Below are 14,219 nucleotides of genomic sequence, written 5' to 3' on the forward strand. Positions count from 1 at the left end.
GAACCAAGTTATCGTTAAAGTACATTTACTCCGTCATTCTTTCGCTACCCATGCTATTCAGAACGAAAGGATCCCAATCGACAATGTAAAAGACACTTCTCCATCAAAGATACGTTGAGGTTATAGCATACTGTGCTGCCCCAATAGCTCAACAATTGCCAATCTCAGTCAGTGATCTGTATGAAAAATGGGTTTCCAATACCCGGCTTGCCGGGGTTTGCCACACCGTGGCTCCCGCTTGCTATAGGCACGTGTACTGCAAACCGGCATATAGTATAGAGGCATCAAGTCATGCGCTTACAAGGCGAAGCGCAATTTTTCGCGAAAATGAGGTGGGATGATGTCAAACGGCGGTGTAGCGTATTTCTCGGCAGAATTTGGACTTGACGAAACTTTACCGATTTACTCGGGCGGCCTTGGCATATTGGCAGGCGACCATATCAAGGCGGCCTCAGACATGAATGTTCAGCTTACAGGCGTAGGCATATTTTACGGTAACGGTTACTTCCAGCAGCACATCGATGAGGGCGGCTCGCAGCAGCATTTGTATCACAAAATCGACCCAGAGGCGAGCTCCTACCCAGTTCGTCTCGTGCGGGATGCCGAAGGGCGGCCTCTCGTCGTCGACGTGATGGTGGGCGGCAGGCAGGTGTATGTGAAAGCGTGGTCCGTTCAGATGGGCTCAGTCAATCTGTACCTGCTCAATACCGACGTTGAATCGAATAGCGATGCGGACCGCCGCTTGACCGACACACTCTATCCGAGCGAACAAGACGTTCGCATAAGCCAGGAGATGATCCTCGGCATCGGCGGAGCGAGACTGCTTGCAACGCTGGGCATCCGGCCGGACGTCTGGCATATGAACGAAGGGCACCCAGCGTTCCTGACGCTCGAGCGCATCCGCATGCTGTCCGCCGAAGGAGTGCTGTTCGAGACGGCACTCGAAGCGGTCAAGGCGAGCACTGTATTTACGACGCACACACCGGTTCCGGCCGGGCATGATGTCTTCTCCATCGACATGATGGACCGTTATTTCGGCGACTATTACTGGCAGTTCGGGACGGACAGGGAGCGAGTGCTGTCGCTCGGACGAGTGGGCGATGCGTTCAACATGACACGGCTTGCCGTCAGCACGTCGTCAAAGGTGAACGGGGTGAGCAAGCTGCACGGTGAGGTGACCCAGGACATGTTCCGCCGGTGGATGCCGCATATTCCGAGACAGGACATTCCAGTCGAATCAGTCACGAACGGCATCCATATCGGGACGTGGCTGGCCACCGGCATGAAGAAACTGTTCGACCGGCACCTCCCGTCCGACTGGGCCGTCCGCACTGCGGAACCGGAAGTATGGGCTGCTGTTCGGGATATCCCACACATAGAGCTGTGGGAGGAGCATCAGCGGGCGAAATCTGAAATGGTCCGGGAGTTGGGCCTGCCGCTTTCCTCATCCGGTGGAGGCCCGTTGATCGTCGGCTTCGCCAGGCGGTTTGCGACGTATAAGCGGGCACTGCTCATCTTCCGCAATCTAGAGAGGCTCGCGCACATTCTGGGCGATCCGGAGCGCCCCGTGTGCTTAGTTTTCGCCGGAAAGGCGCATCCCGCGGACGGACCGGGACAGGAACTGATCCGCAGAATAGTAGAGCTATCCAGGGAGGAAAGGTTCAAGGGCCGGGTTTACATCGTAGAGAACTATGCGATGGATAAGGCGAAGAAGCTGGTTCAAGGCGTCGACGTTTGGCTTAACACGCCCGTGAAGCCGATGGAAGCGAGCGGTACAAGTGGGCAAAAGGCGGCCATGAACGGCGTACTCAACTGCAGCGTACTGGACGGCTGGTGGGCGGAAGGCTACAATGGGCGGAACGGCTGGGCCATCGAAGGCGCGACGGACGGCGACCTCGAGTACCAGGCGCAGCAGGACAGCGAAGCGCTTTACCGACTGCTCGAGAAAGAGATTATTCCGCTGTTCTACAAGCGGGGTGATCGCGCAGTCCCAATGGAATGGGTCAACCTGATGAAAGAATCGATCTGCTCAATCGCGCCCGTCTTCAACACCCACAGAATGGTAAGCGATTACTGGCATAAGTTGTATGTCCCCACGACCGTTAGGGGGAAGCGGTTCGCCTCTGACAACTTCGAGGTCGCATCAAGGGTTGCCACCTACAAGCAATTCATCCGTGACAACTGGTCCGGCGTCTGCGTCAGGAAAGCGGACATTCTGGCCGACCACAGCAGCAGGATCGGGCTGAACAAGACGGCCTTCCGTGCCGAAATTCAACTCGGCGCAATCTGGCACAAGGACGTTCGAGTGGAGGCGGTCGGCTCCGACGGCCGTCATGGCATCTGGAAGGTGAAGCTGGAGCCGGTACAACAGCAGGCCAAGGGACTATACGTCTACGAGGGCGCTTCACCCGAGGTATCAATCAACATCTGGAAGGCTAACGTGAACGTGCGGGTCACGCCGATCAGCCCAGATTTCACGACCGATTTCGAGATGGAGCTGGCTGCTTGGGGATAACGGAAGAACGGCATATAAGACGGCGGAGCCTTGAAGGACACCGTCGTCTTGCATTCCCGTAAATGGTATTTCAGAAGAGCAAAGACGGTAAGAAAGAATTGAAACCCGGCGATAAAGTGAAGTTCCACGACGACGACGAGCGCGGATATGCGAAGCTTGAGACCTTTCACAGGCGAAGACGTCTGGTACTACATAAGCGATGAGTATGTGTACCTCACCGATTATTTTGATGGGCTGATCCTGTATGACCGATCGTTGAGCAAGAAGAAGGGGAGTCATGATTTTCTCTATTTTAGGAAAACGGAGCTATACGTTTGCTGAATGAGGAAATGATGATGAAGTGCACCATGACTCTGGCTGCCGCATGTATCCTGATTGCTGCTTCGATGTTCATGCATGGGATGCCCCATGTTGCATCGGAAGCCTTGCTGCCCCAGCCTGAGGAAGATTCGAGGGAGCTGCAGTTGGACAGCTCTGTGCAAGCCGCACTAATTGTGTTTCCAGAATAAATATAGCACAGTTTTGCAAGATGTCGGAAGTCAAAAACATTGTCCCATTAAATGTCGCGTAAATCGCGGCATTCTTCATTTATGAGATCAAGTTCTTGTCATTGACCGGTGTCAAGAACTTGATCCCATTCCCGAGGGGAGGGAGCATCATTAAGCTATCGGGAGATTGGTTTAAAAAGAAATCGTAAATTTTGTGTTAATTTGTTTATATTAATTTGAGATTAGATCAAAATTTTAAAAAGAGGTGTTTCTTAAGATTTTAGGTATCAACCCTTATTTAATATTGAATGGAAATGGACAGGAAGCTGTTTCATTTTATGAACATGCATTCAATACAAAGACCCTTATTCTTCAAAGATTTGGCGACATGCCTGGGGAATAAGATACAAAACTATCTGATGAAGAAAAAAATCGTATCTTACATGCACATCTCAAAGTTGGTTCAACAGATTTAATGATTTCTGACACATTTACAGGTCTACCTTATCAAATTGGTGATCAAACCACCTTAGCTATTTTAATTAATGACGTTGAAACAACGAAAGAAGTATTCGGCAAATTACAAGATGGTGGAAAAGTGATCATATCATTACAAAAAACTTTTTGGAGTCCTTTATGCGGACAAGTAATAGATAAATTTGGTGTTACATGGCAGGTTTCAACACAGTCAGCTCAATAGTGAGTATGGCAAGAAATCGCTCAGAAAGGTGCAGAGTTGAAATTTGCTCCACATGGCAAGAGGATTCCAGGTCAGTTTGACTGGAATCTTTTTTTTGTGCTTTTCAACTACAAATATGCGACACAAATTACCCACTTTGTTTGGAGTAGCGACACAAATTACCCATTTTGATTAGAAGGAGCAACATTTATTGAAGTATTCTTATGGATTAAGCAGCTTCAGCGCTGAAATAATGTTCCAAAGAGGGAGTATTGTGTCGTTTATGATGGGAGTATTGTGTCATTTAACAACATCATAAAAAATCCTTAATAAAGGAATTACGCCTCTATTTAGACATTTGTACAAAATGCAGCCTGTTCAACCTCCGGGGACCAAATGTTTATCGGAAATGGTTGAACTTGATATTTGTAGATATTTCCAATATTATTGTACATAGATATACGATGCATAGTGGTTCGATGCAATTCGCTTAGGAGGCGATTTTTTTGAAAATTAATAAAGAACTTTTAAAGGGAAGCACAGTCGGTTTAGTTTTAAAGATGCTAGATCAAAAGGACATGTACGGATACGAAATCATCAAAGAGATGCAGCATAAATCCGGTGGCGTTTTTGAGTTCAAGGAAGGGACCTTGTATCCGATTCTGCACTCCTTGGAAACAGACGAATTAGTTATAGCCTATTGGGAAGTGAAGGAATCACGTAATCGCAAATATTACCGGATTACGCCCAAGGGTCAAAAGCAGCTGTCAGAAAAAAAGCGAGAATGGAATTTGTTTCGCAACGCTGTAGATGGTGTACTTGGGGAGGGTAGTGTATGACAAATATCGGCACCCACCCGGAAATTGTTCTTTTTCTGGATTTAGTATGAGGCCAAGTCAGAGCCAAAAAGCTTCACTATGATATCAGGGAGGAATTATCTGCACATCTTGAAGAGCTAGTAAAAGAAAACCTCGCTAACGGAATGACAGAAAAGGAAGCAGTTGATCTAGCGGTTTCTCATATGGGTGAGCCCTACCAAATCGGAAGACAGCTCGATCATACTCACCGTCCTAGGAAGGATTGGTTCATGTTTGTTTTGATCGCATTACTATCCGGAGTAGGATTGCTGGCCATGTATAGTCTTCAAATCGCCGGTACAGGACCGACAAGATACATGGATTTCTTTGATCGTAAAATGGTTCATATTAGTATTGGTGCTGTTTTGATGACTATCCTATGGGCATGTGATTATCAAAAAATAAAGAAATATTCGGAGTACATATTTGGTTTTGGAGTTTTATTACTGATATGGGTGAATTTTTTCGGTACTAATGTGAATGGAGAGTCTGCATGGTACTACGGTCCTTTTTTAATCTATATTCCGACCGTTTCGATATTGATTATGATCGTAGGGTTTGCCGGAATCAAACTGTTGAGGGAACATGACTGGAAAGGTAGTATACTGCTTATCGCTTATCGAGGGATATTGCCTATTCTCTTATTAATGAAAACAAACTCTTTTACGATGGCCGCCTTGTACTCGCTGATATTTATCTTTTATTTGTGGCTAACGAAGGGTTATGCTTGGCAGGTTATTGCCTATGTAGGCAGCAGCGTTTTGTTGATGGCTTACGCTCTCATAAGCAAGAACAATATGTTTACACGAGAATTCAGATATTTGAATCAGACTGATGATCCGTATGACAGCGATTATGTGGTCAAGCGTTCTTTGGATGCTATGCAATCTGCCGGATGGTGGGGAAAAGGTGAATTTCCTATGACTATTCGTTATCCTCAAGCCGATGGGTTCCTTCCTAGTTTCATAAATTATTTCGGCTGGATAGCAGGGGCTGCCGTTCTTTTGTTAATTATGGGTTTTATTGGCAAGACTATCATCGCTTCCACAAAGATAAAGGACGAATATGGCAAGCTTGTGTTTGCAAACATAGGGGCACTGTTTGTCTTACAATTTATCTGGGCGGTTGCAATGATATTCGGATATGCTCCGTTTGTCGGCATCACACTGCCGTTTTTAAGCTATGGAGGTACTGATCAAATCATCCAACTCGCAGCTATGGGCCTGCTTCTTAGTATATACCGCCGCAGAGGCATGGTATCCGTTCACAGACGGACAAAATCAACGGATTGAGAGAATTACAAAACACAGCTCGTTGTAGGGATCGATATGGCAAAAGTACATGTGGCACAGTATGAATGAAATGGCTCAAATTGATTGTAGCCACCAATGCCATGGCGGCTTTTTTCATTTCAGCACGGGAAGGGAACTAACTTATTATTTTATCCTCGAAAAATGGAGATATATAGTGTATGACACCAAATACAAAACGTAGGGAATGGGATCGAGTTCTTGTCATTTATGGGATCAATTGTATGAAAAATCGGTTCAATCCCTTGTCTCGTCTGGATTATCATATGGTGTCATACACCATAATTTATCGGTAACGGCGTTCCTCGTGGGAACGCCGCTGTTTTTCCTAGTGGACGGCGACAAGAACTGCCGATGGTTATCTCGCGGAATTTAACTTATTTTACCGTGCAGAAAGAGACTTCGGTCGAACTCGGAATGGGTCAGACGTTGTCAGATCATATCGACTGGAAGGTCACCTATGGAGGCTGCGGCATGTACTTGGACCCTGAGGGCGGTTGAAGTTATTCGACGGCTCGACGCGGCCTGTAATTATAGAATGTCCCGAAACGACAAAAATCAAAAATCCCTTGCGACCGCTGAAACGGTCGTAAGGGATTTTTTTTCGTTTCGAGGGCCTCTAGTCCAAATGCAGATAGAAAGTCGTCGATTCCCCAAGCTCGCTCTTCGCGTAAAGCTTGCCGCCGTGCTGATCGACGATGGATTTGGCAATGGCAAGACCCAGTCCATGGCCGCCTTGGGCGCGGGAGCGGGAAGCGTCCGTCCGATAGAATCGGTCGAAGATCCGGTGCAAGTGCTCCGAGGCTATGCCTTCGCCCGTGTTGGTGACCGACAGGACGACATCCTGATGCTGTTTCTTCAGCGCAATCTCGATCGATCCACGTGTACCCGCGTATTTGATGGCATTGTCGAGCAAGATCATGATGACCTGCTTGATCTGCTCGCTGCTGCCGTTCACCGTCAGTCCGGGCTCAATATCATAGTCGAGTTGGAGCTCCTTCTCGAAAATAACGGCTTCCATCGTCAGCATAATCGTCTCCACTGCTTCGCTCAGGTCGAACTCGGCGCGTATCATGACGGAACGCGAGTCCTCCATCTCGGTCAGATAGAGGAGATCGCCCGTCAGCTTGGCCATGCGAAGCGTCTCCTGCTTAATGACATGCAGCCACTTGGCTTGGTTTACGATCGTATCCTCGCTGTTTGCGAGCATCACGTCTGCGTTGGTCTGAATGACCGCAAGAGGCGTCTTCAGTTCGTGGGAAGCATTGGCGATAAACTGCTTCTGCTTCTCGAACGCCTCCTTAACCGGAGCAATGGATCGGCTGGCGAAATAACGGCTGATGAAATAAATGACGACAAGCATAACGAGTGCGACGGCCCCGAACGTATAAATCAAATTCGTCAAAATGCCCTGCTGCGCGGTGACATCCGTGAAGACGAACATGTTGCCGGCAGCAGCGGACGGCTGAACGATGAACGCCCATTCATTGCCGTCCAGCTTGAGTTGACCCGTGGTTTTACCCGTAGTTAGTGCCTTCTCGAGTGCCTCTTGGTAGAAGGACTCCTCCATATCAAACCGCGAGTCGGTGCTCGTTAACGTGCCGGAGCTGTCCGCTTCCAGTTTGAACGATACGGACCGTTCGGGTCGCCAACCGTTGTCTTCCATGCCTGCAGGTGGCTCGCCTTGGAACTCATCCGGAGGTGATGCGCCGTCATCGTCCGGTTCGAACCGTCTAGGTCCGTCCTGCTGTTTATGATAAAATTCTGAAACTTGATGAAGCTCCATATCGATGTCGCGTTTCACGTCTTGATAGGTGATGGCATAAATGGCCATGAAAGCAGCCAGCATCATGACGGTGATCGTGATCAGGTTCAGCAGGAGAAATCGGTTTTTAAGCTTTTTGAACATGCTACTCACGTCACCTCCAGGATGTACCCAACGCCCCTGATCGTTGCAATCTTCACGGACGAATGGAGGAAGGTCAGCTTCTTCCGCAAGAAAGAGATGTACACCTCCACATTGTTGTATTCCGCGTTCGAATCGAAGCCCCACAGTTTTTCGATAATTTGCTCCTTCGACGTGACCGCCAGCTTCCGCGTCACAAGCAGCTCGAGCAGCTCGCTTTCCTTCAAATTCAGCTTCAATTCCTTGCCTTTGACGGTCAGCTTCAATAGCGTCGTATTCAGCTCAATATCCCCGAACATCAGCGCGTCCTCCGGGACGACTTCTCCCTTACGCCTTAGCGCAGCGCGTATGCGGGCCATCAACTCCTCGGTCGAGAACGGTTTGGCCATATAGTCATCCGCACCGTAATCGAGTCCGGTTACTTTGTCCGTGATCTCGCCTTTGGCCGTGAGCAGGATGACCGGCGTCGCCTCGCCATCCCCCCTCAGCTTGCGGAGCACGGCGAAGCCGTCCATCTCCGGCATCATGACATCGAGCAGGAGGAGATCGTAGATGCCACTCAGCGCGTAATCGTAAGCGGATCTGCCGTCGTGGACGATATCCACGGAGTAGTTCTGCTTCTTCAATAATTGGGATAAGGCTTCCGCCAAATGTATTTCGTCTTCCGCGATTAAAATTCGCATCGGCTTTTCATCCTTTGCTGTTTTTCTAGACTTGATAACCCCATTATAGCAAGCGAACCTTTAGCCAACCTTAACTGTTTTCGTTCAATCGCTTCAGGTAGCTATATATAGGAAACGCAATTTTTTTAAGGAATTGTAAATCGATTTAAGATTCATTAAAGGTTGGGGGACTAAGATACAGACATGAGAGATGAGAACACAGCGAACCGCGGAAAGGAATGAAACAAGGATGGCCATTGAAGTGTTCAACCGTTACGAGAACAAATACTTGCTGGACCATGATGCGTACCTTCGATTCTATAGCGACCTGCTTGATTATATGGGGCTTGACGATTATAACAAGCAGCATGAATTTTATTCGATCAGCAACCTCTACTTTGATACTCCGCATGATTCGCTTATCCGGACGAGCTTGTCGAAGCCGAAATACAAGGAGAAGCTACGGTTGAGAGCGTACGGCGTGCCAAGCGGCGACGCGAAGGTGTACCTGGAGATGAAGAAGAAGGTATTCGGTCTCGTCAACAAACGAAGGACGGGGCTGAAGGTGAACGAAGCGTACGAGTTCGTGCGAACCGGGATCGAGCCAGTATTCCAGCCTTACATGAACAAGCAAGTGATCGAGGAAATCAAATATTTCCTCTGCCGCTACGAGCTCGAACCGAAGGTGTATCTGGCTTACGAGCGGAAGGCGATGTTTAGCAAGGAGAGCCGAGACCTCCGCATCACGTTCGACACGAACATCCGCCATCGCCGGTACGACCTGGGACTGGAGCTTGGCGATCATGGTGAGCTTCTGGACCCTGCCAACATGTGGCTAATGGAAGTGAAGGCGGAGAATACGATTCCGCTGTGGCTTTCACGGCTGTTATCGGAGCACGGATTATACCGCACTAGCTTCTCCAAATACGGTAACGAATACAAGAAGACGGTAAGACACGGCAACGCGCGACCGACGTTGCGGGTGCAAACAACACCGACTACCCAAACGACAAAAACAACACCATTTATGGAAAGAGAGCGTGTACTCTATGTTTGATTTCGAAACCTTGTTCAATCCGACCTCCACGACAACCACGATGACGCTTGGCAGCTCCATCGTCACGATCCTGATCGCCATCGCCCTTGGCGCCATTATCAGCTTCACTTACATGAAGACGAGCCCGACCGGCTATTCGCAAAATTTCACGCTAACGATGATCATTCTGCCCACAATCGTCGCCATTATTATTCTCCTGATCGGCAGCAATATTGCCCGAGCGTTCAGCCTTGCGGGAGCCTTCTCCATCATCCGGTTCCGAAGCGCGCCCGGCGATCCGAAGGATATCGCGTACGTCCTGTTCACGATGGCGGCCGGTCTGGCTTGCGGCGTAGGCGCCTTCGGCTACGCGGTATTGTTCACTTTAATCCTTTGCGGCTTGATGTTCATCTTGAGCAAAACCAACTTCGGAGCGAGAAAGTCGGATCAGAAGCTGCTTAAAGTCACGATTCCGGAAAACCTTGGCTACGAAGAAGCATTCGCCGAAGTATTCGCTACGTTTGGTGTTGCGTATGAAATGAAAAAAATCCGCACGACCGAGCTTGGCAGCTTGTATGAGCTCGTCTACACCGTAACGTTGGATCAGAACACGAACCAGAAGGAATTCCTCGACGCGATCCGATGCCGCAATGGCAACTTGGATTTGTCCCTGACGATGGTCCCTACGGCTCAGGCCGAGTACTAATGCTACAACAATTACAATTCGGAAGGAAGATCGATATGAAAAAGACGAAAATAAAACATTATGTAGGCGTAATCGCTTTGTGCACGGTGCTTCTGGCTTCGGCCTGCAGCAATGGCAGCAATAATACGGCGGCATCCGGCAATGCGGCGGTCGTGGAGACCGCTTCGACGGATCAGCAGACGGAGACAGCAGCGGTTGCTACAACCGAATTGTCGATGGACGAACTCGTGGAGCTCGACGATGAAGACTACAACACGGAGTGGAGCGAAGACAGCTCAACGAAGATTGTTTTAAACGGCACATCAGCTAGCGTGACGGGAGCCGGAGCCGCAGCAGGCGAAGGCGGTTCGGTGAGCATTACGGAAGCCGGCACATACGTATTAAGCGGCACACTGAACGACGGCCAGTTGACGGTGAACGTGCAGGACGGCACGGTACACCTGGTCCTGAACGGCGTGGAGCTGCATGATAACGACAGTGCTCCGCTGTATATTGTGAAAGCGGGCAAGGTTGTCATGACGCTGCAAGAAGGCACGGAAAATAAGCTGTCGGACGGCACGAACTACGTCTATGCCGATGCGACCGCCGAAGATCCGAACGCTGCCTTGTACAGCAAGGCGGACCTGACGATTAACGGAACGGGCAAGTTGACGGTGGAAGGCAACTTCAACAACGGCATCAACAGCAGAGACGACTTGAAGCTGGTATCGGGTACGATCGCGGTTAAAGCAGTAGACGACGGCATACTGGGCAAAGACCGCGTGGCTGCTCTGGAAGGTGCGACGCTTACGGTGGAAGCGGGCGGAGACGGCGTGAAAGCGACGAACGCAGAAGAAGAAGGCAAAGGCATTATTGCCATCGGCGGCGGCACGTTCGACATTACGTCCGGCAACGACGCGCTTCAAGCGGAAACATCAATGCTGGTTAATGGCGGTACATTCTCGCTTATCACTGGCGGCGGCAGCGTGAACGGAGAGACGCATGTCGAAGAGCGCGGCGGCTGGGGCGGCGGTCAACAAGCTGCGCCAGATACGGCAAGCACGGCGACCGGTACGGATGCGGCGGTAACGGAAGAAGAATCGACAAGTGCCAAAGGGCTGAAATCAGGTACGGATATTCAAGTTGGAGGCGGCACGTTCGAGATCGACTCAGCGGACGACTCCGTCCACAGTAATGGCAATCTGACGATAGCTGGCGGCGAGCTCATGCTCACAACCGGTGATGACGGCATCCATGCGGATACGGCGGTTACGATCGCAGGCGGGAAAATCAACATTACGAAGAGCTACGAAGGCATCGAAGGCTCCGTCATTACGCTGGCGGGCGGCGAGACGACGGTAACGGCGTCCGACGACGGCGTAAACGTGGGAGGCGGTAACGACGGTTCGTCCGTGAACGGACGTGCGGGACAGAACACGATTACCGACGGAACGCACATGCTGACGATTACCGGAGGCACGTATTACGTGAACGCGACCGGCGACGGACTCGACTCAAACGGTTCGATCGCGATGAGCGGCGGCACGGTAACCGTTAGCGGTCCTACCAATGCGGGCAACGGCTCGCTTGATTACGACGGCACGTTCGAGATGACGGGCGGCTACCTGATCGCCGCGGGCAGCTCGGGCATGGTGCAATCGACTTCCGATACGTCGACGCAGCAATCGGTACTCATGACATTCCCGCAGGCACTGGAAGCTGGAACGATGGTACGCCTCGAGGACAGCGAAGGAAACGCGATCGCGACGGTCGCTCCGGCAAAGGCGTTCCAATCGATCATGATCAGCTCGCCTGACCTGAAGCAAGGAAGCACGTACACAATTTACTCGGGTGGCTCGTCTACCGGTACCGAAACGAACGGCTTGTATGAGGGCGGCGAGTACACGGGCGGTACGAAGGTCGTCAGCTTCGAGATTACGAGCGCTGTGACTTGGGTGAACGAGTCGGGCGTAACGACTGCACAGAGCGGCATGGGCATGGGCGGAGGCAGAGGCGGCATGGGCGGCGGTGAGCGTCCGATGAGAGGCGAGGGCGGTCAGCCCCCGGCTGATGGCACGGTCCTTGAAGCCGCACCGCAAGGAACGACGGACACCGGTACGCAGGCGCAATAAGGTATCACGCGCGGTAAGGATTATTCGCGAACGGTAAGAAGCTGCTCCCAAGCGGATCGACATTATTGTTCAAAAAAATGAAGTTTTAGACTGAAGTGCTTGATTTAATGTGGTTTATAAGATTGAAAATCTTCAGCCTTCTAAATTTAACTATTGGACTTGACAAATAATTAAACAGCGGCGGACTAAGACTTGAAAAATAAAGTCTTAGACTGCCGCTGTTTTCATTGAACTAACGTTATCCGTCCCTCGCTACACGATTCAAGCGAAGAGCGCGGTGATGGTGTCGTCTTGAGCGCACGATTCTGTACTTCGTCACGGTTACAAGTTTGCTTGAACCCATTCCCGACGAGTGACAAGAACATTTTCCCATTCCCCACAGAGAGATCATGCAGTACTATGTAGTCTATTCTAATACAAAAGTGCTGCCGTAGTATTCATGAGTAAGATGTGATTAGAGAATATAAAGCATTGATTGAAAATGCGTCATTAAGCTCCCGTGGTACGATATGTTTTTCTCACGAATGCTCGCTTATTCGCAGGATTTCGCCCGGTTAGTAAGGGCTGAAAGACAAGAAGGGGAACGCCGTGTTAGACTTCGGCAACGTGAAGGCGCACGGGAATAAAGGGGGAATATTGACGCCCCATATACTTCCATTTACTGCACGCATTCTCCACGCCGCCCTTGGAGGTTTTCACTCCCATGTCTTAACGGGTCAAAGCCCTCTCATTCCTTCGTTACGCCTATCCAAGGGGAGGAGGCCGGTCTTGCTAACGGTACGGGTCGGTGCCCTTTGGTTTAATGAATCCGGTACTCCGTGCTTTCTTTGAAATCCTGCGAATAAGCCAAAACTCGTACAACGAAACGGGTTGTTAGGTTAAGCTGCTTGCAAGAGCGGTAACGTTTTTTGTGGCATGTAGGCTTGACCGCTGCGCGCCATCCCGACTAGTATTCTAGGCAATTTACCGCATAGTTACATAATGGACATCATTTTCTTCATCTTCTTGAATTGCACATTGTAGGCATGCATCGCTTGAAACTCCGAATTGTTCATGACCAAACTCATAGTAGCCATGAAGAGGAAACGGCGAAGGCGGGATCGTCCGCGTTTGCTAATCTTCATTTACCCCGTCCATTTGCCTGAGCTCGCTTCTGCGAGGTTAAGTCCTGCATGGCGCAGCAAAGCATTTCCGTGAACAAATCCGCTTAAGTCCCCAGCCTCACCCAAAATACCTGCTAGTGCAATGACACTAATTCCTTTAATCGCGAGGATGGATTTTGCAAAGGGAATGCGTTCTAATACGGTTGAAATTTCCTTCTCCACAACCTCTAGCTGTTCGTAAGCAAGGTCGTACTCGGCGAGCAATTGTTTCAAGTGAAGCTTGTAGTAGTGCGAAGCTGACGGAGATCCTACAGAATGGTTGGCCAGCTCGATGAGTGCTTTTGCTTTTCTAGCACCACGGGGCCGTTTCATGATGGTTTTCCATCCCTGAATCAGGTTCTGAGGTTGCAGCTTACTGAGCTCCGTTGGAGTAGGGAGGAGGCGAAGCGTAGCGATGGAACCGATAAATGTGATGTCCTTGAATACGTGGCGTAGTTCAGGGAAAACAACGTCAACCCAGCGGTGAATCTGGTTTTTGGTTCTAACAAGTCGTTTGACGACGAAGTCACGATTAGAGAGAAGCACACGTAGATCCTCGAATGCTTCGGGGGTCGTGCGAGTTTCTGAGTAGTAACCGTTCTTGACCATGTCGGCGATAACGAGTGCATCCTTTCTGTCACTCTTTGAGGGCGTATTGTCGCGATTTTCTTTGTTCTTTTTGACGAGATGCGGATTGAGCGATGTCGATCCCGACAACTAAATGCTGAGCAGTAATTTTTTCAATGCGTTGATTTTGTTTGTCCTGCGATTTAAACTTCATAGTAGAGCGTCCTCCTGGATGATGGG

The 14,219-nt window shown here is 50.0% G+C and carries 10 protein-coding genes and 3 pseudogenes; 10 read left to right on the forward strand and 3 right to left on the reverse strand.

Annotated elements, in window-relative coordinates:
- The first annotated feature begins 337 nt into the window (after positions 1-337).
- The 7 genes and pseudogenes from glgP to RCO25_RS28440 all read left to right on the forward strand — a co-directional run bounded on the left by glgP (position 338) and on the right by RCO25_RS28440 (position 6,350).
- Positions 338-2,515, forward strand: a complete 2,178-nt coding sequence (gene glgP, locus RCO25_RS28415) for an alpha-glucan family phosphorylase (RefSeq protein WP_308999450.1) — start codon at positions 338-340, stop codon at positions 2,513-2,515.
- A 314-nt stretch (positions 2,516-2,829) separates the two neighbouring features.
- Positions 2,830-3,024 carry a hypothetical protein gene (locus RCO25_RS28420; protein WP_308999451.1) on the forward strand — a complete coding sequence of 65 codons (195 nt, stop codon included), beginning with the start codon at positions 2,830-2,832 and terminating at the stop codon, positions 3,022-3,024.
- A gap of 256 nt (positions 3,025-3,280) precedes the next feature.
- Positions 3,281-3,703, forward strand: a pseudogene (locus RCO25_RS28425) (VOC family protein).
- Positions 3,704-4,188: 485 nt separating this feature from the next.
- Complete coding sequence (locus RCO25_RS28430) at positions 4,189-4,521, forward strand: PadR family transcriptional regulator (protein ID WP_308999452.1); 333 nt, start codon at positions 4,189-4,191, stop codon at positions 4,519-4,521.
- A 68-nt stretch (positions 4,522-4,589) separates the two neighbouring features.
- Positions 4,590-4,724, forward strand: a pseudogene (locus RCO25_RS34960) (permease prefix domain 1-containing protein); the annotation flags it as partial.
- Between the two features lie 45 nt (positions 4,725-4,769).
- Positions 4,770-5,831: an FtsW/RodA/SpoVE family cell cycle protein gene (locus tag RCO25_RS28435; RefSeq protein ID WP_308999453.1), complete on the forward strand. Its 1,062-nt coding sequence runs from the start codon at positions 4,770-4,772 to the stop codon at positions 5,829-5,831.
- A 372-nt stretch (positions 5,832-6,203) separates the two neighbouring features.
- Positions 6,204-6,350, forward strand: a complete 147-nt coding sequence (locus RCO25_RS28440) for a hypothetical protein (RefSeq protein ID WP_308999454.1) — start codon at positions 6,204-6,206, stop codon at positions 6,348-6,350.
- A 118-nt stretch (positions 6,351-6,468) separates the two neighbouring features.
- Here RCO25_RS28440 and RCO25_RS28445 read toward each other — a convergent pair whose 3' ends face one another.
- Complete coding sequence (locus tag RCO25_RS28445) at positions 6,469-7,758, reverse strand: sensor histidine kinase (protein WP_308999455.1); 1,290 nt, start codon at positions 7,756-7,758, stop codon at positions 6,469-6,471.
- A gap of 5 nt (positions 7,759-7,763) precedes the next feature.
- The gene (locus tag RCO25_RS28450; protein ID WP_308999456.1) at positions 7,764-8,438 is read right to left on the reverse strand and encodes a response regulator transcription factor; all 675 of its coding nucleotides are present in this window, start codon (positions 8,436-8,438) and stop codon (positions 7,764-7,766) included.
- Between the two features lie 229 nt (positions 8,439-8,667).
- Between RCO25_RS28450 and RCO25_RS28455 the strand changes: the two genes are divergently transcribed.
- Genes RCO25_RS28455 through RCO25_RS28465 form a run of 3 tightly spaced genes read left to right on the forward strand, consistent with a single transcriptional unit; the run spans position 8,668 to position 12,270 of the window.
- Positions 8,668-9,474, forward strand: a complete 807-nt coding sequence (locus tag RCO25_RS28455) for a polyphosphate polymerase domain-containing protein (protein WP_308999457.1) — start codon at positions 8,668-8,670, stop codon at positions 9,472-9,474.
- Positions 9,467-10,159, forward strand: coding sequence for a DUF4956 domain-containing protein (locus RCO25_RS28460; protein ID WP_308999458.1), 693 nt, complete (start codon positions 9,467-9,469; stop codon positions 10,157-10,159). Before RCO25_RS28455 ends, RCO25_RS28460 begins: the two co-directional genes overlap by 8 nt.
- 35 nt (positions 10,160-10,194) lie before the next feature.
- Positions 10,195-12,270 carry a carbohydrate-binding domain-containing protein gene (locus RCO25_RS28465; protein WP_308999459.1) on the forward strand — a complete coding sequence of 692 codons (2,076 nt, stop codon included), beginning with the start codon at positions 10,195-10,197 and terminating at the stop codon, positions 12,268-12,270.
- 878 nt (positions 12,271-13,148) lie between these two features.
- On the opposite strand, the pseudogene RCO25_RS28470 reads toward RCO25_RS28465, so the two are convergent.
- Positions 13,149-14,193: pseudogene (locus tag RCO25_RS28470) on the reverse strand (IS110 family RNA-guided transposase).
- Positions 14,194-14,219 lie beyond the last annotated feature (26 nt).

Origin of the sequence: Paenibacillus sp. LHD-38 (assembly GCF_031157315.1) — a bacterium.
Taxonomy (GTDB): domain Bacteria; phylum Bacillota; class Bacilli; order Paenibacillales; family Paenibacillaceae; genus Pristimantibacillus.